The sequence below is a fragment of the Nonomuraea sp. NPDC050786 genome, assembly GCF_040654115.1.
Lineage (GTDB): Bacteria > Actinomycetota > Actinomycetes > Streptosporangiales > Streptosporangiaceae > Nonomuraea.
Genome location: NZ_JBFAHJ010000037.1, coordinates 1 through 18,858 on the forward strand (window position 1 = coordinate 1; position 18,858 = coordinate 18,858).

20 protein-coding genes and 1 tRNA gene are annotated in these 18,858 nt (G+C 71.7%); 8 read left to right on the forward strand and 13 right to left on the reverse strand.

Annotation, left to right across the window (positions count from 1 at the left end):
- The 3 genes from AB0H84_RS44555 to AB0H84_RS44565 form a co-directional block, all read right to left on the reverse strand.
- Positions 1-770 (reverse strand): PEP/pyruvate-binding domain-containing protein (locus tag AB0H84_RS44555; RefSeq protein ID WP_357618631.1); only part of this gene is annotated, 770 nt, incomplete at its 3' end.
- Positions 767-1,489, reverse strand: coding sequence for a TetR/AcrR family transcriptional regulator (locus AB0H84_RS44560; RefSeq protein ID WP_357618634.1), 723 nt, complete (start codon positions 1,487-1,489; stop codon positions 767-769). The genes AB0H84_RS44560 and AB0H84_RS44555, both read right to left, overlap by 4 nt.
- Before the next feature lie 69 nt (positions 1,490-1,558).
- The gene (locus tag AB0H84_RS44565) at positions 1,559-6,511 is read right to left on the reverse strand and encodes a tetratricopeptide repeat protein (protein WP_357618637.1); all 4,953 of its coding nucleotides are present in this window, start codon (positions 6,509-6,511) and stop codon (positions 1,559-1,561) included.
- Between the two features lie 128 nt (positions 6,512-6,639).
- Here AB0H84_RS44565 and AB0H84_RS44570 point away from each other — a divergent pair, with 128 nt between their 5' ends.
- The 3 genes from AB0H84_RS44570 to AB0H84_RS44580 all read left to right on the forward strand — a co-directional run bounded on the left by AB0H84_RS44570 (position 6,640) and on the right by AB0H84_RS44580 (position 8,356).
- A complete protein-coding gene (locus tag AB0H84_RS44570) occupies positions 6,640-7,188 on the forward strand; it encodes a hypothetical protein (RefSeq protein ID WP_357618640.1) in 549 nt (182 codons plus the stop codon).
- Between the two features lie 33 nt (positions 7,189-7,221).
- Positions 7,222-7,605, forward strand: coding sequence for a hypothetical protein (locus AB0H84_RS44575; protein ID WP_357618643.1), 384 nt, complete (start codon positions 7,222-7,224; stop codon positions 7,603-7,605).
- A gap of 118 nt (positions 7,606-7,723) precedes the next feature.
- The gene (locus AB0H84_RS44580; RefSeq protein ID WP_357618646.1) at positions 7,724-8,356 is read left to right on the forward strand and encodes a DUF6766 family protein; all 633 of its coding nucleotides are present in this window, start codon (positions 7,724-7,726) and stop codon (positions 8,354-8,356) included.
- Here the strand turns inward: AB0H84_RS44580 and AB0H84_RS44585 are convergent.
- The gene (locus AB0H84_RS44585) at positions 8,329-9,129 is read right to left on the reverse strand and encodes a pyridoxal-phosphate dependent enzyme (RefSeq protein WP_357618649.1); all 801 of its coding nucleotides are present in this window, start codon (positions 9,127-9,129) and stop codon (positions 8,329-8,331) included. The two genes, AB0H84_RS44580 and AB0H84_RS44585, sit on opposite strands and share 28 nt — an antisense overlap.
- A gap of 43 nt (positions 9,130-9,172) precedes the next feature.
- Here AB0H84_RS44585 and galK point away from each other — a divergent pair, with 43 nt between their 5' ends.
- The 3 genes from galK (at position 9,173) to AB0H84_RS44600 (ending at position 12,429) form a co-directional block, all read left to right on the forward strand.
- Entirely contained in the window at positions 9,173-10,285 is a 1,113-nt protein-coding gene (galK, locus tag AB0H84_RS44590) for a galactokinase (protein WP_357618652.1), read from the forward strand.
- Between the two features lie 193 nt (positions 10,286-10,478).
- The gene (locus AB0H84_RS44595) at positions 10,479-11,612 is read left to right on the forward strand and encodes a nitric oxide synthase oxygenase (protein ID WP_357618655.1); all 1,134 of its coding nucleotides are present in this window, start codon (positions 10,479-10,481) and stop codon (positions 11,610-11,612) included.
- A gap of 43 nt (positions 11,613-11,655) precedes the next feature.
- A complete protein-coding gene (locus AB0H84_RS44600; RefSeq protein WP_357618658.1) occupies positions 11,656-12,429 on the forward strand; it encodes an enoyl-CoA hydratase-related protein in 774 nt (257 codons plus the stop codon).
- Positions 12,430-12,468: 39 nt separating this feature from the next.
- On the opposite strand, the gene AB0H84_RS44605 is transcribed toward AB0H84_RS44600, so the two are convergent.
- The 3 genes from AB0H84_RS44605 to AB0H84_RS44615 all read right to left on the reverse strand — a co-directional run bounded on the left by AB0H84_RS44605 (position 12,469) and on the right by AB0H84_RS44615 (position 14,752).
- Complete coding sequence (locus AB0H84_RS44605) at positions 12,469-12,906, reverse strand: hypothetical protein (RefSeq protein WP_357618661.1); 438 nt, start codon at positions 12,904-12,906, stop codon at positions 12,469-12,471.
- A gap of 95 nt (positions 12,907-13,001) precedes the next feature.
- The gene (locus tag AB0H84_RS44610) at positions 13,002-13,622 is read right to left on the reverse strand and encodes a response regulator transcription factor (RefSeq protein ID WP_357618664.1); all 621 of its coding nucleotides are present in this window, start codon (positions 13,620-13,622) and stop codon (positions 13,002-13,004) included.
- Positions 13,610-14,752: a sensor histidine kinase gene (locus tag AB0H84_RS44615; RefSeq protein WP_357618667.1), complete on the reverse strand. Its 1,143-nt coding sequence runs from the start codon at positions 14,750-14,752 to the stop codon at positions 13,610-13,612. Before AB0H84_RS44615 ends, AB0H84_RS44610 begins: the two co-directional genes overlap by 13 nt.
- A 77-nt stretch (positions 14,753-14,829) precedes the next feature.
- Here AB0H84_RS44615 and AB0H84_RS44620 point away from each other — a divergent pair, with 77 nt between their 5' ends.
- Positions 14,830-15,012 (forward strand): hypothetical protein, encoded by a 183-nt coding sequence (locus tag AB0H84_RS44620; RefSeq protein WP_357618669.1) that lies wholly within the window; start codon positions 14,830-14,832, stop codon positions 15,010-15,012.
- Between the two features lie 2 nt (positions 15,013-15,014).
- On the opposite strand, the gene AB0H84_RS44625 is transcribed toward AB0H84_RS44620, so the two are convergent.
- The 3 genes from AB0H84_RS44625 to AB0H84_RS44635 all read right to left on the reverse strand — a co-directional run bounded on the left by AB0H84_RS44625 (position 15,015) and on the right by AB0H84_RS44635 (position 16,303).
- Positions 15,015-15,347 carry a hypothetical protein gene (locus AB0H84_RS44625; protein WP_357618672.1) on the reverse strand — a complete coding sequence of 111 codons (333 nt, stop codon included), beginning with the start codon at positions 15,345-15,347 and terminating at the stop codon, positions 15,015-15,017.
- A gap of 45 nt (positions 15,348-15,392) precedes the next feature.
- Positions 15,393-16,094, reverse strand: coding sequence for a M48 family metallopeptidase (locus AB0H84_RS44630; protein WP_357618675.1), 702 nt, complete (start codon positions 16,092-16,094; stop codon positions 15,393-15,395).
- 137 nt (positions 16,095-16,231) lie between these two features.
- Positions 16,232-16,303: transfer RNA gene (locus tag AB0H84_RS44635), tRNA-Asn, on the reverse strand.
- A gap of 126 nt (positions 16,304-16,429) precedes the next feature.
- On the opposite strand from AB0H84_RS44635, the gene AB0H84_RS44640 reads away from it, so the two are divergent.
- Positions 16,430-16,747, forward strand: coding sequence for a YtxH domain-containing protein (locus AB0H84_RS44640; protein WP_357618679.1), 318 nt, complete (start codon positions 16,430-16,432; stop codon positions 16,745-16,747).
- A 22-nt stretch (positions 16,748-16,769) separates the two neighbouring features.
- Here the strand turns inward: AB0H84_RS44640 and AB0H84_RS44645 are convergent, their stop codons facing one another.
- The 3 genes from AB0H84_RS44645 to AB0H84_RS44655 are packed head-to-tail and all read right to left on the reverse strand — an operon-like array spanning position 16,770 to position 18,708.
- Positions 16,770-17,246, reverse strand: coding sequence for a hypothetical protein (locus AB0H84_RS44645; protein ID WP_357618682.1), 477 nt, complete (start codon positions 17,244-17,246; stop codon positions 16,770-16,772).
- Positions 17,243-18,517, reverse strand: a complete 1,275-nt coding sequence (locus AB0H84_RS44650) for a hypothetical protein (RefSeq protein WP_357618685.1) — start codon at positions 18,515-18,517, stop codon at positions 17,243-17,245. Before AB0H84_RS44650 ends, AB0H84_RS44645 begins: the two co-directional genes overlap by 4 nt.
- A 32-nt stretch (positions 18,518-18,549) precedes the next feature.
- Positions 18,550-18,708 (reverse strand): hypothetical protein, encoded by a 159-nt coding sequence (locus AB0H84_RS44655; protein WP_357618688.1) that lies wholly within the window; start codon positions 18,706-18,708, stop codon positions 18,550-18,552.
- Positions 18,709-18,858 lie beyond the last annotated feature (150 nt).

The following is an 18,858-nucleotide window of genomic DNA, read 5'->3' on the forward strand; positions in this document are numbered from 1 at the left end:
GCGGCCAGCTCCACCGCCCGCGCCCCCTCCAGCACCGGCCTGCCACGCAGCTCCTCCGGCACAGGCTCCTCGCGCGTGCCGTCAGGGGTGCGCACCGTCATGACCGTCTTGTCGCCGACCTGCGACCGGACAACCGCGCCACCCGACACCACGACCGTGTCGGGAGTCACCTGACCGCCGACCACCGCCTCACCCAGCCCCCAGGAGGCGTTGACCACGATCTCGTCACGGTTGCCGGTGACCGGATCGGCGGTGAACATGACACCCGCTGACTCCGCCTCCACCAGCTCCTGGACCACCACCGCCAGCGCCACGCCGTCGTGCGGGACGCCGTTCTGCTCGCGGTAGGCGATGGCACGCGGGTTCCACAGCGAGGCCCAGCAGCGCTTCACCGCATCCAGCAGCGCCTCGCCCCTGACGTTCAGAAAGGTGTCCTGCTGGCCGGCGAACGACATGTCCGGCAGATCCTCGGCGGTGGCCGACGAACGCACCGCCACCGCCACGTCGTCGCCGAGCGCCTCGTACGCCCGGCGGATCTCCGCGGCGATCTCGGCCGGCATGTCATGCTCGGCGAACAGCCCCCGCGCCTCCTCCGCATGCGCGATCTCCTCACCGAACGCCGACACGAACGCCCGGTAGGCCCCCGTCGTGATGTGGAACCCACCGGGAACCGGCAGCCCCGCCCTGGCCAGCCTGGCCAGCGAGGCGCCCTTGCCGCCCACGGTCGCGAGATCGGCCGCGGCGTCGTCGAGAGGCAGCACCGTCTTCACAGCGCACGCTCCTTGAGGCCCATGGAGGCCGCCAGCTTCAGCTGGGCGACCTCCTCCGTGGCGTCGAGGAAGTCGAGGGTGGCGCGGGCGACGGCGCTCGCGTCGTCGCCGGACAGGGGGCGGCCCGTGCTCATGGTCCGCTCGATGGTATCCGCGACCATGTCCGCGATCCGGTCGTCGGACGGCCCGGGCTCGTCGGGCCGCCGGTCCGGCAGGAACAGGAACCCGTACAGGACGGCGTTGGCCACCAGGATGTGGTCCTCCACCTCCTCGCGCACCGCGCCGCGCTTGACCAGCTCCGCCACGTACGCGTCCAGGGGGCCGCCCATCTCCGGCGCCCTGCCGGCCTGCTGCTTCTGGCGGGCGAACTTGCCGAGTATCTCGGAGTCGCCCCGCATGAACGCGCTGAGCAGCGGCCGGCCGAGCAGGGCGCGGGCGAACTCGCCGTACAGCTCGCTCAGCGTGGCGGGGCCGCGGCCGCGGACGTCGGCCAGCATGCGCACCCGCTCGCGGCGCAGCAGCGCGGCGAAGAGGTCGTCACGCGTCTTCCAGTGCAGGTAGATGGTGCCCTTGGCGACACCTGCCCGCTTGGACACGTCGTCGATCGTGGTCTTGTCGTAGCCCCAGCGCAGGACCAGCTCGGCCGCGGCGTCGAGGATCCGGTGCGCCCGCTCCAGCTGGCGCGCCGGATCCTGTGGCGGCCGTCCTGTTCTGGCCATCCCGTCTCACCTCATTTGTTTGACCAAATGAGGTTAGCTGGTCATTAAATTAAAGACAATGGCCGGGGCTCAGCCGAACTTGGCCAGCAGCGACTCCGCCGACGGCGCGAACGAGGAGTCGCCGGTGGACACGGCGGTCATCAGCAGCTGCCGGGCCAGCTCCAGATCGCCCCGCTCGTACCGGATCTCGCCCAGGCGGCAGGCGGCCTCGGCCACCAGGTCGGCCTGCTCGGTCAGCCCCAGCGTCAGCTCGTAGTACCGCAGGGCACCGTCGCGGTCACCGAGCCAGTAGCAGAGCTCGCCGAGGTGCGCCGCGGCCAGCCCCGACTCCTCGTCCCCCGCGTCGATGACCCGCTGGTACCAGGTGAGCGCCTCCGGGAAGTCGCGGTTCCGCTTGGCCAGCGCGCCCAGGTACATCGCGGCGAGCGCGCTGACGTGCCCCCCACCCTCCTGGACGCCCTTCAGGTACCACTCCCGGGCCCGCTCCTCGTCCGAGTCGTGGTACGTCTGGCCGAGCGCGATCATGGCACGGGCGGCCAGGCCGGCGTCGCCCGCGTCGAGCACCCGCAGGTACGCCTCCCGCCCCTCGTCCACCCTCCCGGCCTTGACCAGCGTCTGCGCGAGCGTGGACAGCGCGATGGGCTCGCCGCCGGCGGCCGCCTCCCGGAGCGTGTCGAGGGACGCCTCCGTGTCACCGCGGTTGCCCTGCAGCATGCCGAGCAGGCTCCCGAACACCCCTCGGACGGGGCTGTCGGCGTCGGCCGCCGCCCGCTGCGCCACGTCGAAGAACGCGTCGTCGTCCCCCTCGTCGTCGAGCAGCTCCAGCAGCCTGCCGCCGGCGACGAACCGTACGTCCGGGTCGTCATGCGCGCTGAGCCGCTCGTAGATCGCCCGGGCCTCGGCCGTCTCACCCAGCGCGGCCAGCCGGTCGGCGACGTCCACCTCGGTGAACGGCCCCCGCCCCGTCAACTCGTGGTACGCCCGCACGGCCGCCGGGTCCTCGCACTGCCCGGCCAGCTCCCGTGCCACATCGCCGGCCTCGTCGCCCATCAGCCGCAGTATCTGGACGGCCAGGGCGTGCTCGCCACGGCCGGCCGCCTGGTGGGCGAGCACGCGGAGGTTCGCCGTCGCCACCTCGGACCCGGCGCCCGCGGCGGCGGCGAACGCCTGCGCCGCCCCGAGCTGGTCATCCTCCTCGTGCAGCCAGATGCCGAGCTGGACTCCGGCCCTGTCCACGGCGTCCGGCACGCCGGACTCGAGGGCCAGCCGCATCTCCCGCTCGGCCCCGGCCGCGTCGCCCAGCTCTCGCATGGCCTTGGCCAGGTCCACCCGGATGCTCGGCTCGGTCTCGGGGAAGCCGGTGTCCACGCCGCGCCCGAACATGAGGGCCGCGTTCTCCAGGTCGCCCCGGGCCTTGTACGCGTCGCCCCACGCCCAGTAGCCCATGGACACGGTCTCGGGGTCGCCGGTCCCGACGGCCCGCTCGGCCTCCTCCGCCACGGCGTCGTGGTCCTGCTCGACGAGGAGGCGGGCGAGCAGGTGGCGCAGGCTCTCGAGGTCGCCGGCCGCCGCCCCGGCGGTCAGCGCCTCGCGTACGCCCGCGCTGTCGCCCCGCGTGTCGAGCAGGTCCGCCAGCACGACGGCGGTGGCGGGCATCGCGGCACGTGCCGCCTCGATCGCCCCGTCGAGGTCGCCGCGGCGGTGGCGGACGACGGCGATGTTGCGCCAGGCGTTCGCGGCCGTCTCCGGGTGTCCGGTGGCGGGGAGGGTGGCCAGTTCGGCCTGGCAGTGGTCGTCGCGCTGCGCGTGGATCACGCCGAGATCCACCGCGGCCCGCGCGGCCAGGTCGGGCTCGCCCAGCTCGACGACCACCCGGCAGAGCGCCGCGGCAGCATGGTGGTCGTCCAGCCCGCGGGCCCGATCGAGGGTCTCGGCGAGGGCCTCCCGCCGGGCCTCCGGATCCACGGCGGCCACCAGGCGGCGTACGGCGCGGGCGTCGTCGTCGCTGAGCGCGAGGAGCACCTGCGCCATCAGCTCCGACCCGGCGAACTCGGTCAGCGCCGCGACCGCGCCCTCCCGGTCGCCGTCGTCGGCCAGCACCCATCCGCGCTCCTTGGCCGAGGCCGTGCCGAGCCGGACCCGGGCGACGGCCGTGAGCCACTCGTCGTCGTCCAGGGCGACCACCCGCTCATGAGCGGAGCGGGCGTACTCGCCGTCCCCGGCCTCCGCCAGCAGCCTGGCCGCCGTGACCAGCGTGCCGGACGCGGACGCCGGGTCGGCGGCCACGGCCCGTTCGAACGCCTCGCGCGCCCCCGCCACATCGCCGGTCCTGGCGAGCAGCTCGCCGAGCAGCTGGGCCTCCCACGCGTCCTCGGACTCCCGTGTCAGGAGGGAGAGGGCGCCCGTCAGGTCGCCGTGGTCGCGCAGCACGCGGACCAGCTGGAGCCGTCCCTCCGCGCCGAACTCCCCGACCAGCAGCTCCCCCGCCTCCTCCGCCGCCCCGCGCGCCACGAGCACCTCGGCGAGCCGCACGGTCGCGTCCTGCCTCCGCCTGCCGTCGAGCTCTTCGAGCGCCGCCCGGTAGGCCGCGGCCGCCTCGTCCAGCAGGCCGAGCTCCTGCCGCACCCGCCCGATGTCCCACCGCGTCATGGCGGCCAGGCGCTCGTCGTCGCCGTCCGCGACCTGTTCCCACGCCTCCAGCGCCCCGCGCTTGTCGCCCGCCTCGTTACGCAGCGCCCCGAGGTAGCACCCCGCTTCCTGCCGGTAGCCGGGGTACCCGGCGGCGAGCACCAGCGAGAGCGCCCCGTCGGCGGCGGCGAGCTCGCCGCGCCGCTGCCAGGCGTGCGCGCTCTCCATGGCGAGCATGCTCGCCAGGAAGGCGCTGCCCTCGTCGCCGATCTCCTCGAACGCCGCCGCCGCGGCCTCGAAGTCGCGGTCGAGCAGGGCACGGGCGAAGCGCCCCATCTCCTCGGGCTCCCCCGTGGCCCGCTCGAACGCCGCCCGCGCGGCGGAGAGGTCGTCGAGCCTGACCCGGTTCAGACCGAGCAGCCAGGCGCTGCGCGCACGGTCGTCCTCGGAGGTCTCCTCCTCGGTGCTCCTCTCATGCATCCGGCAGACGGCCAGCAGATCGCCCTGCCGCTCGTACACCGTCAGCAGCGCGCCGGCCGCCAGGGTCCGCAGCCCGCGGTTGCCGCTCGCCAGGGCCATTGTGTACGCGGCCCGCGCCTCGACCAGGTCGTGCTCCTCGACGAGCCCGCCCAGCGCGTACCCCACCCAGGGCGCCAGCACCGGATGGCCCTCCGCCCTGGCCCGGCGCAGCAGCGCGACCGCCTCGTCCGCGTCGGACAGCACCTCTTTGCAGATCACGGCCGTGTACGACAGCGCCAGCGGGTCCCCGGCGTCGGCCGCCGACTGGAAGAGCTTGGCCGCCTCCGACAGGTCGTACCCGATCGAGGCCAGCACCTGGGCGAACACGGCGGTGCCGATCGCGGCGACGGCCGGATCCGGGTGCTCCGTGGTCGCGTGGTAGCGGACCAGCCCCTCCTCCCTGCCCAGCCGCTGGTGGTCGAGGATCGCCTGCAGCACGGGATGCGACCGCTCGCCCGACTCGCGCAGCAGGTGCAGCAGGAAGGCGGTGTTGAAGCCCTGGAGCGCGTCGTCCTCCTCGGCCACGTACGCCAGCAGCTCGTCGGCCTGCTCCCGGTCGCCCTCGCCGATCTCCAGCTCGGCCAGCGTCACCATGGCCCTGAGCGACTGCGTCGGCGCGCCGGAGTCGGCGGCCTTGCGCAGCAGCCGCCTGGCCTCGGCCACGTCGCCGGCCTGCAGGCGGGCCAGCCCCGCGTCGGTGTCCTGGAGTGCCTGCTCCTCGACGGGGTCGGCCAGCGGCTGCTGCCTGGCGGCGTGCTCCAGCAGCAGCCCCGCCTTGAACGCGGTGTCCGGATCATCGTGCCCGAACGCGAACCGCGCCAGCTCCATGGCCTCGTCGTACGCCTCCGGATGCTGGTCCAGCAGCATGCCGAGCAGCGTGACGCAGATCGGGCCCCACTCGCTCTCCCCCGCCTCCAGCACGGCACGCAGCGCGGCCAGCGCCTCGGCCGGCTCTCCCGCCTCGGTGTGCATCTGGGCCAGGCACGCCTGGGCCTGCACGGCGTACTCGGGGTGGCCGCTGGCGATCACCCGGCGGAAGATGGCCTTCGTCTCCTCCTCGTCGCCGAGCGACGCCGTCACCTTGGCCAGCTCGATCAGCGACGGCAGCCGGATGTCCGGCCTGGGGTCCTCGGCGGCCACGCGGTAGGCGGCCGCGGACTCGGCGTACTCGCCCAGATCCACCAGCACCGCGGCGAGCAGCTTGTGCGCCATGGCCAGGTGGTCGGAGTGCCCGACGGCGATGGCGTGCTCGCACACCTCCCTGGCCTGCTCGAAGTCCTCCTCCTCCGCGTAGATCTGATACAGCCGGAACGCCGCCAGCGACACCACGTCCGGGTCGCCGCACGTCAGCAGCGCCCGGTAGTCGTCCTCGTCCTCCGCCTCCTCATAGAGGTCGCGGGCCGAGGCCGGGTCCTGGTGGAACTCGGGCAGCTCCAGCCGGTCGGCCAGCTCGGCCACGGCGGCGCTGTCGCACCTGCGCGCCCGCTCCAGCGCCGCCTGCGCGCCCTCCGCGTCGCCCAACTGCGTGAGCGTCAGCACCAGCGCCGTGTCGGCGAGCGCGGCCACCTCGAAGTCGGCGCCGTCCGACGCGATCGTCAGCACCCGGTGCGCCGCGGCCCACTCCTTGGCGGTGACCAGCATCATCCCCATGGCGATGGCCGAGCGCTGCCCGAACACCGGATCGCCCGACTGGATCACTGATCTGTGCGCCGCCTCGGCGCCGTCCAGGTCCCCCTGCTCGTGCAGCAGCCCGGCCAGCAGGTGAGACGCTTCCGGATCTCCCGTGGCCGCGATCTGCCTGAACAGCGCGGCGGCCGCGTCGAGATCTCCCGTTTGCCAGTAGCTCATGGCCGCGTCGAGCTGTTCTGACGCCATCGCTCACTCCAAAGTCAGCCAACAATGTGAAAAAGCTACACATGTGCCCCTTCCGTCACAGGCCATTCCCAGATCTCCGGGTCACAGCCTCCCCTGCACGGAGCGGGGGGAGGCCGTAGCGTAGTCCCATGGGCAGAGCGTTCTGGATCGATCAAGAGTTCGACAGAGACCGTGACGGGCGCTATGCCGTACACGTCCGGAAGAACCTCGAAGAGTTCGAGTGGGGCGACATCGCGCCCGTCAGGTTCGCGTGCGCGGCGTGGCGGCTGGCCACGCCGCCGTCGCTGACCCCCGGCTACGTGCGGTGGGACCGGCGCGTGCTGGACGCGACCTGCCACCGCAACACCTGGGACGGCTCGCTCTACGCGCGCGTCAGGGTGGTCTCGCCGCTGCCCGAGGAGCTGACCCGGTCGCGGGCCTGGTGGCGCGACCGCGGCTGGCTGGGCTGGCAGGAGACCTTCGGCCAGTACGTCGACCCGACCCAGCAGGACCTGGCCAGGCATCCGTTCCTGCGGGCCAGCCTGCTGCTGGAGGTGCCCGTGCCCCTGGACGACCTGCCGGCCGAGCCGGAAGGGCCGCACGACGAGGTCGAGCAGCGCGCGCACCGGGCGGTGGTGGTGCTCGTACGCGAGCTGAACGCCCTGGTGTCACCGGTGCTCGACCAGCTCGGCGGCTAGCATGCGGGGATGATCCGCGGGTAGCAGGGATCCATGAGGACCCTGTTCATCCTGGTGCCGGTGATCGCGCTGGCCGCCACCGGCTGCGCCCCGGACACGGCCGCCCCGGCTCAGGCGGCCGAGCGCTTCCACGCGGCCGTCTCCGCGCACCGTGAGGAGGCCGCGTGCGCGATGCTCACCCGCAAGACCGCCGAGAATCTCCCCAACCCCGGCCAGACCTGCGCCGAGGCGCTGCGCGAGGTGAAGCTCGGCCCGGGCGGCCGGGTCACCGCCGTCAGCGTGTGGGGCGAGGACGCACAGGTGCGGCTGGCCGGTGACACGCTGTTCCTGCATGAGTTCTCCGACGGCTGGCGGGTCAAGGCCGCCGGGTGCGAGCCCGTACCCGACCTCCCCTACAAATGCGAGGTGGAGGACTGATGCGGGTGATGTTCACGCTGACCATGTTGATCATCGTGGTCGGCCTGGCGTACTTCTTCGCGGTGGGGTGGTCGCGGCTGTGAGGTGGCTCAAGGAGAACTCTCTCACCCTCGCCTTCATGATCATGTTCTTCCTGGCGCTGGGCGGGCAGGCGCTGTCCGGGATGCTGCAGTACAACGACCGGCAGCTGGCCGAGGGCGCCGAGCCGGTCTCGTTCCTGCAGTACGTGACGTCGTCCTCGTTCGCGGTGGACGTGGCGGAGAACTGGCAGTCGGAGTACCTGCAGTTCTTCCTGTTCATCATGCTGACCGTCTGGCTCGTGCAGAAGGGGTCCCCCGAGTCCAAGGAGGTGGACGAGGCGGGGGCGGAGTCCGACGAGAAGCAGCGGATCGGGCCGTACGCAGGCCCCGACTCTCCCCCGTGGGCCAAGGTCGGCGGGCTGCGGCTCTGGCTGTTCAGCAACTCGCTGGGGATGGTGATGGGGGTCGTCTTCGTGCTGTCGTGGCTGGCGCAGTCGGTGGCGGGGCAGGCGGCGTACAACTCCGAGCGGCTCGGCGACCTGCGCGATCCGGTGGACTGGTGGTCGTACGTGACCTCGCCGGAGTTCTGGAACCGGACCCTGCAGAACTGGCAGTCCGAGCTGCTGGCCGTGCTGTCGATGGTGGCACTGGCGATCTATCTGCGGCAGCGGGGGTCACCCGAGTCGAAGCCGGTCGGGGCGCCTCACTCGGCCACGGGGGTGGAGGGCTGACCGGTGATCACGGCGACGATGCGGGCGCCTTGGGGGAAGGCGCCCTGCCGGGCGAGGTCCAGGATCCCGTAGAGCATCTTGGCCACGTAGACGCCTTCGACACGATATTTCGCGATAAAGGCGTCTAAAGCGGGCGTGGACTTGGCGTAGCCGCCGAAGTGGTAGTCCAGGTTGATCTCCCAGTTCGACCACGTGCGCCCGTACGCCTCACGCTGGAGCCTGGCCACCTCGCCGGCGAGGAACCCCGCCCCCTTCAGCACCGCGAACCCGATCGCCCGCTTCCCCTCCGGCAGCCCGGCCGAGATCCCGGCCAGCGTCCCGCCGGTGCCGACCGGGCAGCAGATGACGTCGTACTCCTCGCCGATCTCCCCTGGCAGCTCGGCACACCCCCGCACGGCCGCCGCGTTGCTCCCGCCCTCCGGCAGGATCACCACGTCGTCCCCCCACCGCGCCCGCAGCCCGGCCAGCACGGGCTCGGTGTGCTTGAGCCGGTAGGTGGCCCTGTCCAGATAGGTCAGGGTCATCCCGCAGGCCCTCGCGTGGGCGAGTGACGGGTTCAGCGGCAGATGCTCCTCACCCCGGATGACCCCGATGGTCTCGATCCCGTGCCGCCGCCCCGCCTCGGCCACGGCCCTGATGTGGTTGGAGTACGCGCCGCCGAAAGTCAGCAGCCGGGAGTGGCCCAGGTTGTACTTGAGTTTGCGCGGTTTGTTGTCGTCGCGCATCAGGAACACCCGGACCTGGCCGAGCCCTGCATCCAGGAGTTCCTTCATGGCGCTAGTCTACGGTCGGGCCTTTGTTGAGGAGTGTTCGGTTATGCGCGTTGTTGAAGCTTTTCGTGCCGCCTACGGTACGTCCCCCCAGACCGTCTGGCATGCGCCCGGCCGGGTCAACCTGATCGGCGAGCACACCGACTACAACGACGGCTTCGTCCTCCCCTTCGCCGTGCCGTGGGGCGTCACGGCCGCGATCACCCCGCGCCAGGACCGCACCATCCGGCTCCTGTCGCTCCAGGCCCCCGGCGAGCCCGTCACCCTGGCGAGCCACGACGCGTCCAAGGGCTGGACCCGCTACGTCGTCGGCGTCTTCGCCATGCTGGGCGACCGCGTGGCGGGCGCGGACATCGCCATCGACGGCGACATCCCGGCGGGGGCCGGCCTCAGCTCCAGCGCCGCCCTCGAGGTGGCCGTCGCCTCCGCACTCAACGACCTGCACGACCTGGGCATGACGCCCATGGAGATCGCCCTGCTCAGCCAGAAGGCCGAGAACGACTTCGTCGGCATGCCCTGCGGCATCATGGACCAGGCCGCCTCGGCGCTCTGCAAGGAGGGCCACGCGCTGTTCCTCGACTGCCGTTCGCTCGGCTCCAGGAACATCGCGCTCGACCTGGCCTCCCACGGGCTGAGCATGCTCATCATCGACACGCAGGCACACCACGAGCACGCGAGCGGGGAGTACGCCAAGCGCCGCGCGGAGTGCGAGTCGGCGGCCCGCAAGCTCGGCGTCCCGGCCCTGCGCGACGTCACGGACCTGGCGGCGGCCCTCGATCAGCTCCAGGGGGACGAGCGCAAGCGCACGATGCACGTGGTCACGGAGAACCACCGCGTGGAGGCCCTCATCGGCCTCCTGCGCGCCGGCGCCGTGGCCGAGATCGGCGCCATCCTGAACGCCTCGCACCTGTCGCTGCGGGACCAGTACGAGGTGTCGTCGCCGGAGCTGGACGTGGCGGTGGAGGCCGCCCTCCGGGGCGGGGCGCGCGGCGCCCGGATGACGGGCGGCGGCTTCGGCGGCTCCGCCATCGCCCTGGTGCCGGTGGACCGCTTGGCGAGTGTCGAGGAGTCGGTGTCGAACGCGTTCGCCGAGCACGGCTTCCAGGCCCCCCGTTTCCTCCACGCCACCCTCGCCCCGGGCGCCCACCGCGTGGCGTGAGACGCCGCGTGCATTTCGTGGTTTGGCGGGACAAAGGCGCGTCGGCGAGTAAAGATGAAGCTACCGGTCACACAGGGACCGATAGCCGCGGACAAGTCGTGACGGTGGCGAGGAGAGGGCGCCGCCACCAGGAACGTGTCGCCGACCCGGAATCGGCGGGGCGCTCCGATGACGGAGAAGTGTTGATTGCCGCGTGCGTACCTGGATCACGAACCTGCGTCCTTTCGATGCCCTCGCCGTACAGGCGGTGCTCGAGCGAACCACCGACCTCCGCGAGGCGGAGCGCTTCATCAGGCTCTTCCACGCCGAGAACCCCAAAGCCGGAGGCATGAACGCCCGCCTGCGCGACATCGCCAGGGAGGTGGGCCGCCACGGGACCTACACGCACACCTACGAGGAGCTGGAGTTCGGCGCCCGGGTCGCCTGGCGCAACAGCAACCGGTGCATCGGGCGGCTCTACTGGCGCTCGCTGAAGGTACGTGACCGCCGGCAGGTGACCACGGCCGAGGGGGTGGCCCTCGAGTGCGTCGCCCACCTGCGCGAGGCCACCGGGAGCGGCAAGATCAGGCCCACCGTCACCGTCCTGCCCCCTGACACGCCCGCCCGGCGGGGGCCGCGCATACTGAACGACCAGCTCATCCGGTACGCGGGCTACCGCGGCCGCGACGGGAGCGTCGTCGGCGACCCGCGCAACGTGGAGCTCACCGAGACGGCCAAGGCGCTGGGGTGGCAGGGCAGGTCGGGCCGGTTCGACGTACTGCCGCTGATCATCCAGCCGGGCCTGGGCGATCCGCTCCTGTGCAACCTGCCGGGTGACGCGGTGCTGGAGGTGCCGCTGGTTCATCCCGAATACCCGTGGTTCGAGGAGCTCGGCCTGCGCTGGCACGCCGTACCAGCTATTTCGGATATGTGCTTGGAGATCGGCGGGATCTGCTACCCGTGCGCGCCCTTCAACGGCTGGTACATGGGCACCGAGATCGGCGCCCGCAACTTCGCCGACACCGACCGGTACGACCAGCTGCAGGTGGTCGCCGACCGGCTGGGCCTGGACACCTCCACCGAGCGGACGCTCTGGCGCGACCACGCGCTGGTCGAGCTGAACGTGGCGGTGCTGTACTCGTTCGAGCAGGCGGGGGTCACGATGACCGATCACCACACCGAGTCGCGGCGCTTCCTCACCCACCTGTCCCGCGAGGAGCAGGCCGGGCGCGTCTGCCCCGCCGACTGGTCGTGGATCGTGCCACCGCTGTCGGGCGGCGTCACCCCGGTCTTCCACCGCTACTACGACACCAGCGTCCTCGCCCCCGCCTTCGTCCACCACCGTTGACCGCTCCTTGCCTTCTCCGCCTAGAACATGGTTCGGTTAGGACATGGCAGAACTCGTGCTCTCATCCGTCGACCAGGGCGTGCTCACGCTCACCTTCAACCGTCCCGACACGCTGAACGCGTGGACGGTCGCCATGGGGCGGCGCTACTTCGACCTGCTGGCGGAGGCGGAGAAGGACCCGGAGGTGCGGGCCGTGGTGGTCACGGGGGCTGGCAAGGGGTTCTGCTCGGGGGCGGACTTCAAGGCGCTGTCCGCGATCCGGAGCGGCTCCTACGACGAGGAGCCCGACCCCCGGCCGAACACGTTCCCGACGACCATCGGCAAGCCGATCATCGCCGCCGTCAACGGGGCCTGCGCGGGGCTGGGCATGGTGCACGCGCTGGTCTGCGACCTCGTCTTCACGGCCGCGGACGCCAAGTGGACCACCGCTTTCCCGCGCCGGGGGCTGATCGCGGAGTACGGGCTGTCCTGGGTGCTGCCCAGGATCATGGGGCAGCAGCGGGCCATGGACATCCTGCTGTCCGGGCGGGTGTTCACCGGGGCCGAGGCGTACGAGCTGGGGCTGGTGAACCGGGTGGTGCCGGGCGAGTCGGTCGTTCCCGAGGCTCAGGCGTACGCGCGGGAGCTCGCGGCGTACAGCTCCCCCGCGTCGATGGCGGTGATCAAGCGGCAGGTGTGGCACGACTGGGACACCACGCTGGAGTCCTCGGCCGCGGCGGCCGTCCAGGAGATGGTCGCCTCCTTCGGCCGCCCGGACTTCGCGGAGGGCGTCGCGAGCTTCCTGGAGCGCCGCCCGCCGAACTTCCCGCCCCTCTGACGCCCCTGGGAGCTGTCCCAGGGGCGCGGCGGCGAGGGGCTACCGGCTCAAGCGGTCGTCCCACACGCACGTGAGGTGGACGAGGTGGTGCCGGCGCTTGCCGACCGTGACCTTGCGCGGCAGTTCCCTGGCCGGGACGCTGATGGACAGCCGGTCCTCGGGCACGGTCGTCACGCCGTCGACGGTGACGGGCTCGGCGAGCTGAGGATCGATGAGCTCCTCGTCGATGAGCTCGGTCACCCTCGCCCTGGAGAACGTGACGACCTTGCCGTCACTCAGCCAGCAGGTCAGCCTGCCACCGCGGAAGCCCGGCCCGTCGTGCACCTGGACCCGCCCTTCGTCGCGCACCTTGACCGGGCCGTCGTCGCGCACCTTGAGCGAGCCGTCGTCGGCCAGCGCGGTTCCGGCCGTTCCGGCCAGTCCTGCGAGCCCGAGCACGGCGGCCGTGACGACCACGGCGGCGCGTCGCTTGAACATGGGGTCTCCTTCCCCGAGTCGATGAGACAGCCCGAGAGTGGCCCGCCGCACCTGAAGCGGGGCTTAAGAGAGCCGAAGCGATCTTCAGGTACGTTTCAGCCGCGCCGCCGTACCAGGCCCAGGTCCAGGGCGGCCAGGACGGCCGAGGTGCGGTCGGAGACGCCCAGCTTGCCGAAGACCCGCAGCAGGTACGTCTTGACCGTGGCCTCCCCGATGTACAGCCGCCTGCCGATCTCCGCGTTCGTGAGCCCCTCCGCGACCAGCTCCAGGACCTCCCGCTCGCGAGCCGACAGCACGGGCGGCCCGGGCGCGGCCCGCCGGTCGGCCAGCCGCGCGGCGACCGAGGGTGAGAGCACCGTCTCGCCGCGGGCCGCCGCCCGCACGGAGCGCGCGAGGTCGGCCCGTGACACGTCCTTGAGCAGGTATCCGGCCGCCCCGGCCGCCACCGCCCGCAGGATCTCCCCGTCGTCCTCGTACGTCGTCAGCACGACCACCCGCTGACCTGCGCCGAGCCGCCCGATGGCGTCGACGCCGTCGCCGCCCGGCATGCGCAGATCCATGAGGATCACGTCGGGCCGCAACCGGGGCACGACCGCCACGGCCTCGTCCCCCGACCCGGCCTCGCCGACCACCTCGATGTCCGGCTCGGCCTGGAGCATCCCGCGCAGGCCCTCGCGCACGACGGGGTGGTCGTCGACGATCATCACCCTGAGCACGGCAGCTCCACCGCGACCGTGGTGCCCGCGCCGGGGCAGCCGGTGACCTGTACGGTGCCGCCGAGCCGCGCCACCCGGTTGCGCATGGCGCGCAGGCCATACCCGTCCCGGACCGCCGAGGGGTCGAAGCCGCGGCCGTCGTCGCTGATCGACATACGCACGGCCGAGCCGGGGACCTGGGCGAGCTCCAGCCGCACGGTACGGGCGCGGGCGTGCTTGCGCACGTTGGCCAGCCCTTCCTGGGCGGCCCGCACCAGCGCCTCCTCCACGGGGCGCGGCACGTCGACGTCCCCCGTGACGGTCATCTCCACCGGCAGCTCGAACCCCCTGGCCAGCCGCCCCAGCGCCTCCTCCAGCGAGGCGCCCTCCAGCGCGGGCGGCGCCAGGGCGGCGATGAGCGCGCGGGTCTCGGCGAGGTTCTCCTTGGCGGTCCGCGCGGCCCGCGCCACGTGCGGGTCGTGCCCGTCCTCCGCGGCTTGCAGCAGCATGAGGATGCTGGCGAACCCCTGCGCCAGCGTGTCGTGGATGTCCCCGGCCAGCCGCTCGCGTTCGGCCAGGATCCCGGCCTCCTTGCTCACCTCGGCCAGCTCCTCCCGGGTGCGGTCGAGCTCCTGGATCAGCCGGGCCCGCTCGGTGTTCTGCCGCGAGAGCCGGTCGATGAAGATCCCCAGCAGCGAGTTGGCCGACACGCCGACGACGATCGCCACCGTGATCAGCAGCGGGTGCGACCCGTACTCCGCCATCAGCTGGATCGCGGGACCGGCGAACATGGCGACCAGCACGGCCACCGCCCGCGCCGCCCGCAACGCCATGAACGTCATGGGGATCAGCGCCGACAGCGCGACGGCGGACTGCGGCGCGATCAGGTCGGCCGCGGTGAACAGGACGAGCGTCGCGGCGACGTGCCACCAGCCCTCCTTGATGGGCGCGACGCGCGCCCGCACCGCCTTGTGGCCCCACACCACGTATGAGGCCGTGATCAGGAGCAGCAGGACGATGGCGACGGGCGCGCCGCCGTCCACCACGATGGCGACGATGGTCGCCACCAGCACGATCGCGAAGTACGCGTCCCAGAAGGGGTAGGAGCGTAACCAGGCGTTCTCCGCCCGCGCGTCCACGGGGCCACCCATGCCTCGGATGTTACCGGGGGGACGTGTCCACCGATCAGTGGATACAACCGGAGCCCCATCCGCGTGATCGTGTCGGTATGAACCAGAAGACCTATCTGCGCCTGATGCTCATCCTCACCATCGCCTACGGCGTCCTGATCGCCGCGCTCGCGATGCTCGGCATCGGCAACGTCGCCCTCGTGGCCATCGTCGGCGGCCTCGTCGTGGGCCTCGGGTGGGCACTCACCGCCGTCGTCGCCAAGCGCGGACCCACCCCCTGACGTCAGCGCAGCGCTGCTTCGACCGCGCCCACCGTGGACCTGACGCGCTGAACGATCTCCTGCTTCTCGCCCACGGGCGCCGCGTACTCGATCGCGGCCCGGGCGGCGGCCTCGCCGGCGGTGTGGAGCAGCGTCCACGCCGCCAGATGGACGGACGCCAGGCACCCGCCCGCGGTCGCGATCGCGCCCTCCGCGTGGAACGGCGCGTCCAGCACCGTCACCCCGCGCTGCTCGAGCCAGGGCCGCGTGACGGTGTCGGTGCAGGCCGGCCGGCCGCCAAGGAGACCGAGGTGCGCGAGCACCAGGGCTCCGGAGCACTGCGTTACAAGCTTCACAGCCGCCGGCCCAGGCGTACTCCATGATGACGGGATCTGATCGGGTCAGTGGTAGAGGGCTGATCGGGCGGCATCTCTGATGGTCCCGGCCACGCGGCAGGCGGCCTGCTCCAGCTCAGGCTCTACCTTCTCCACCTCGGCCGCCCCTACCTCTCCCTCCACGTACGGCAGGAGCCGCGCTCGCTCCATGCGCAGGTACGTCGGCGGATGCGTGCCGTCCACGCGGGCCTTCTCCTCGCGGGCGGCCTGGCGACGACGTTCGAGCTCCTCGTCCGGGACCGCGGCCACACTTGCCCGCAGCTTGTCCCACAGATCCGATGCCCCCACGACGACCGCGCTCGGTTCCAGGAAGGTCTCGGCCGAGGGCAGGCGGGTGGTCAACGCATCGAGCATCGAGACCATGGCCGGCCCGCCTGCCACCCGCGCGCCGAGTTCGTCCGCCCGCAGTTCCCTGAGGGAGTGCAGCGCGCTGCCCACGAAGAGCCCGTGCCTGGCGTCGTTGTTGCTGGAGTGGGCCATCTCATGCGCGAGAAGCGCGATGCGCTCCTGCGGGGTGAGGATCAGCCAGAGGGGATAACCGATCATGACCAGGCGCCGGCGCCGCCACCCATAGGTACCGAACGCCGCGTTCACCATGCCGCCGAGGGCCACGGCGTCGGTTCTCGGCGCTCCCACCCCGGTGCCGATCCGGTCGAGGAGAGCGTACAGATTCGGGGCTTCCTCGCGCGTCAGGGGCTGGCCGTGCACCAGTCAGGATGGCGTCTCGCAGCGACCCGTCTTCGGCAACGGTGATCAAACCGGGTAGTGGCTCCCGGAACGACTCAGGCCCTCCCACCTGTTGCCGGTGAGAGGGCCTGAACTGCCAACCTCTTGGTTGACCGAAGCTCCCGCGATAGGACTCGAACCTATAACCTGCCGGTTAACAGCCGGCTGCTCTGCCGTTGAGCTACGCGGGATCGTGCATCTGCGCACTTCGCCGGGGCTTTGGGGCCTCTTCGCTGTGCGCAGGAATAGATTAGCGCACTCCTGGAGTGCGTGTCGCATCGTAAGCGGGGTAGGGCCGGAGACAGCGGAGGTGCAAGATGCGTTATCGGATGACATTCGCTGCTGGTATGGCGATCGGCTACGTGCTGGGCAGCCGGGCGGGTCGCGAACGGTACGAGCAGATCAAGCGGACGGCGCAGCGTGTTGCCGACAACCCGAGGGTCCAGGAGGTCGCCGGTGTGATGGGCGCGCAGGCGTCGAAGCTGGCGGGCATGGCCCGTTCCAGGGTGGGCGACACGCTGCAGAACCGCGTCCCGTTCCTCAGTTCCGACCGGCACAAGCCCGACTCGGGCACCGGCTGGCCGGATGAGGACGCTGTGGACCGGAAGGCCCGCGAGAGCGGCATACCGTACTGATCATGCGCGCAGCATGGGCGCCTCAGACGCCCATGCTGCGCCGCAACCCCTCAAGGGCCTGCTCGGCCTGCGCGCGCAGGCCGGGGTCCTCGGGGTCGAGGCCGTCGTCGAAGACGAAGGTCCAGCCGAGCACCTCGCCGCCGGGCCGGCGCCTGGCCACCAGCCGCACGCCGCCCCTTCCGGGCAGCTTGACGTGCTTGTTGACCACGATCGTGGAATTGACGCGCTCGCGCACGGTCTCGGGCACCAGCCGTGGCTCCGAGACCTGTTCGGCGTGCCACGCGCCGTCCATGGTGAGCACCCGCACCCCCTGCTCGTCCCACGACGCCTTGTCGATCTCCTCGTACGGCAGCCGCGTCCCGTCCGTCAGGTAGAGGGCGAGGTTCGTGGCCACCACGTAGCCGGAGGCCGCGCCGGCGGCGTAGGTCAGCACCCGCTCCCCCGGCTCGGTGTCCAGGGACTTGCGCACATCGGCGGGCAGGCGGCGGAAAAAGCTCATTCCACCACGGTATCGGCGAGCAGATCGAGGGTGAGCGCCGCACTCCACGAGAAGTCCCTACACCCGCGCCCGCTGCCGTCGAAGGGGTCGAAGCACTCGCGGAAGCCGGCCTGCCGCACCAGGCGCAGCGTGCAGTTGGTGAGCTGCTGGCCGAGCTGGTGGAGCGAGTGCACCGCCGCGGCCCTGCGCAGCAGCCAGTTGGTGTTCACCCAGGAAGGGCCGCGCCAGTAGCGCGTACGGTCGAACTGGGTGGCGCGGATCTCGCAGCTCGGCACCGGATAGCCGGTGGCCCCCATGAACCTGGCCGACTCCAGCACCTCCACGGCCGCGCGCAGGCGGTCGCTGGGCAGCCCCGGGTCCAGCAGCGGGCCGAAGGCGCCCACCGTGCAGACCCGGATCAGCCGGTCGGCCCGCAGGTCGCGGGCGTAGAAGCAGCCGTCCCAGAGGCGGTCGAGCATGGCCTGCCTGATGCGGTCGGCCTGCTCGGCGTGGGGTGCCGGGTCGGCGCCCGCGAGGGGCGCCAGCTCGGCCAGGGCCAGGCAGGAGGCCAGCCAGATCCCGTTGAACATCGGGTCCTCGATCGCGAACGGGTGCTCGTCCCGCAGGTACTCGGCCCGGTATCCGGCGTCCCGGTAGTGCATGGCCAGCCAGACGTACCGGTCGTGGTCGCTGTCCGGGTGGCGCTCGTCCAGCTCGACGTTGCGGTAGCCGTACCTGATCGCGGGCAGGGCGGCCAGCGCGTCGTCCCAGGCCGGACTGTCGTCCATGCCCGACTCCCACGGGTGCACGATCGCGGCCAGCCCCGCGCCACCGAGGTCGCGGGCCGAGGAGAGGTAGGCGTGCTGGGCTACCAGCGCCGGGAAGGCCCTCCTGACGAACGCGACGTCGCCGGTGTGCCGGTAGAGCCACCACAGGGCCAGCGCGTGCATCGGCGGCGAGGTGAGCCCCGAGGTCAGCACGTGTGGCGCGGCAGCGTGCTCCTGCGAGCGCCACACGGAAGGACCGGGGAAGTACGCCTCTCGCGTGTGGAAGACGATGTGCGGCACCATGCCGGTGGCCCACTGCCCGCGCAGCAGGCTGAGCAGCTCGTCGCGGGCCCGGTCGGGCCGGTGCCTGGCCAGGCCGATGACGACGAACGCGGAGTCCCAGCTCCATTGGTGCGGATAGAGACCTGGCGCGGGCACGGTGCCAGTGCCTGTCCAGTTCGCCTCGAGCACGGCCAGCGCCTCACGCCCGAGCGCGGCATCGTCGACCGCGGGCCGCGCCTCCATCACCCAACTATGCCCGCGGATGCCGCAGGAAGCTACGTTCTCTTGACCCACTTCGTGAGGAGCATGGCGCCGAGCGCGACGGCGCCGATGATGAGGCCCCACTTGAGCAACGTGAAGGCGAGGCCCACGAGGGGGCCGAGGAGCACGAGCGCGGCCACGATCGCCGCGGCGAACAACAGAATTCGTCCCATGTCCGCAACGTTAAGAGATCCTTTAAGCAGATTGCAGGCAAGACAGGGTTGAATCAGGGACAAGTCAGGGGTCTCCCCGACTCTTGGAACCAACCGGCTGAATCCCCCGTTTAGCCGATAGGACCAAGGGGGCATCGGGGGCCCGCTTCA

What these genes read in the sequence shown, in the direction of transcription:
- AB0H84_RS44570 (WP_357618640.1), top strand. Translation starts at nt 6,640, where the DNA reads ATGGGCAGAGCGTTCTGGATCGATCAAGAGTTCGACAGAGACCGTGAC.
- AB0H84_RS44560 (WP_357618634.1), bottom strand. Translation starts at nt 1,489, where the DNA reads ATGGCCAGAACAGGACGGCCGCCACAGGATCCGGCGCGCCAGCTGGAG.
- AB0H84_RS44600 (WP_357618658.1), top strand. Translation starts at nt 11,656, where the DNA reads ATGGCAGAACTCGTGCTCTCATCCGTCGACCAGGGCGTGCTCACGCTC.
- galK (WP_357618652.1), top strand. Translation starts at nt 9,173, where the DNA reads ATGCGCGTTGTTGAAGCTTTTCGTGCCGCCTACGGTACGTCCCCCCAG.
- AB0H84_RS44615 (WP_357618667.1), bottom strand. Translation starts at nt 14,752, where the DNA reads ATGGGTGGCCCCGTGGACGCGCGGGCGGAGAACGCCTGGTTACGCTCC.
- AB0H84_RS44620 (WP_357618669.1), top strand. Translation starts at nt 14,830, where the DNA reads ATGAACCAGAAGACCTATCTGCGCCTGATGCTCATCCTCACCATCGCC.
- AB0H84_RS44650 (WP_357618685.1), bottom strand. Translation starts at nt 18,517, where the DNA reads ATGGAGGCGCGGCCCGCGGTCGACGATGCCGCGCTCGGGCGTGAGGCG.
- AB0H84_RS44605 (WP_357618661.1), bottom strand. Translation starts at nt 12,906, where the DNA reads ATGTTCAAGCGACGCGCCGCCGTGGTCGTCACGGCCGCCGTGCTCGGG.
- AB0H84_RS44580 (WP_357618646.1), top strand. Translation starts at nt 7,724, where the DNA reads ATGATCATGTTCTTCCTGGCGCTGGGCGGGCAGGCGCTGTCCGGGATG.
- AB0H84_RS44640 (WP_357618679.1), top strand. Translation starts at nt 16,430, where the DNA reads ATGCGTTATCGGATGACATTCGCTGCTGGTATGGCGATCGGCTACGTG.
- AB0H84_RS44585 (WP_357618649.1), bottom strand. Translation starts at nt 9,129, where the DNA reads ATGAAGGAACTCCTGGATGCAGGGCTCGGCCAGGTCCGGGTGTTCCTG.
- AB0H84_RS44575 (WP_357618643.1), top strand. Translation starts at nt 7,222, where the DNA reads ATGAGGACCCTGTTCATCCTGGTGCCGGTGATCGCGCTGGCCGCCACC.
- AB0H84_RS44565 (WP_357618637.1), bottom strand. Translation starts at nt 6,511, where the DNA reads ATGGCGTCAGAACAGCTCGACGCGGCCATGAGCTACTGGCAAACGGGA.
- AB0H84_RS44645 (WP_357618682.1), bottom strand. Translation starts at nt 17,246, where the DNA reads ATGAGCTTTTTCCGCCGCCTGCCCGCCGATGTGCGCAAGTCCCTGGAC.
- AB0H84_RS44655 (WP_357618688.1), bottom strand. Translation starts at nt 18,708, where the DNA reads ATGGGACGAATTCTGTTGTTCGCCGCGGCGATCGTGGCCGCGCTCGTG.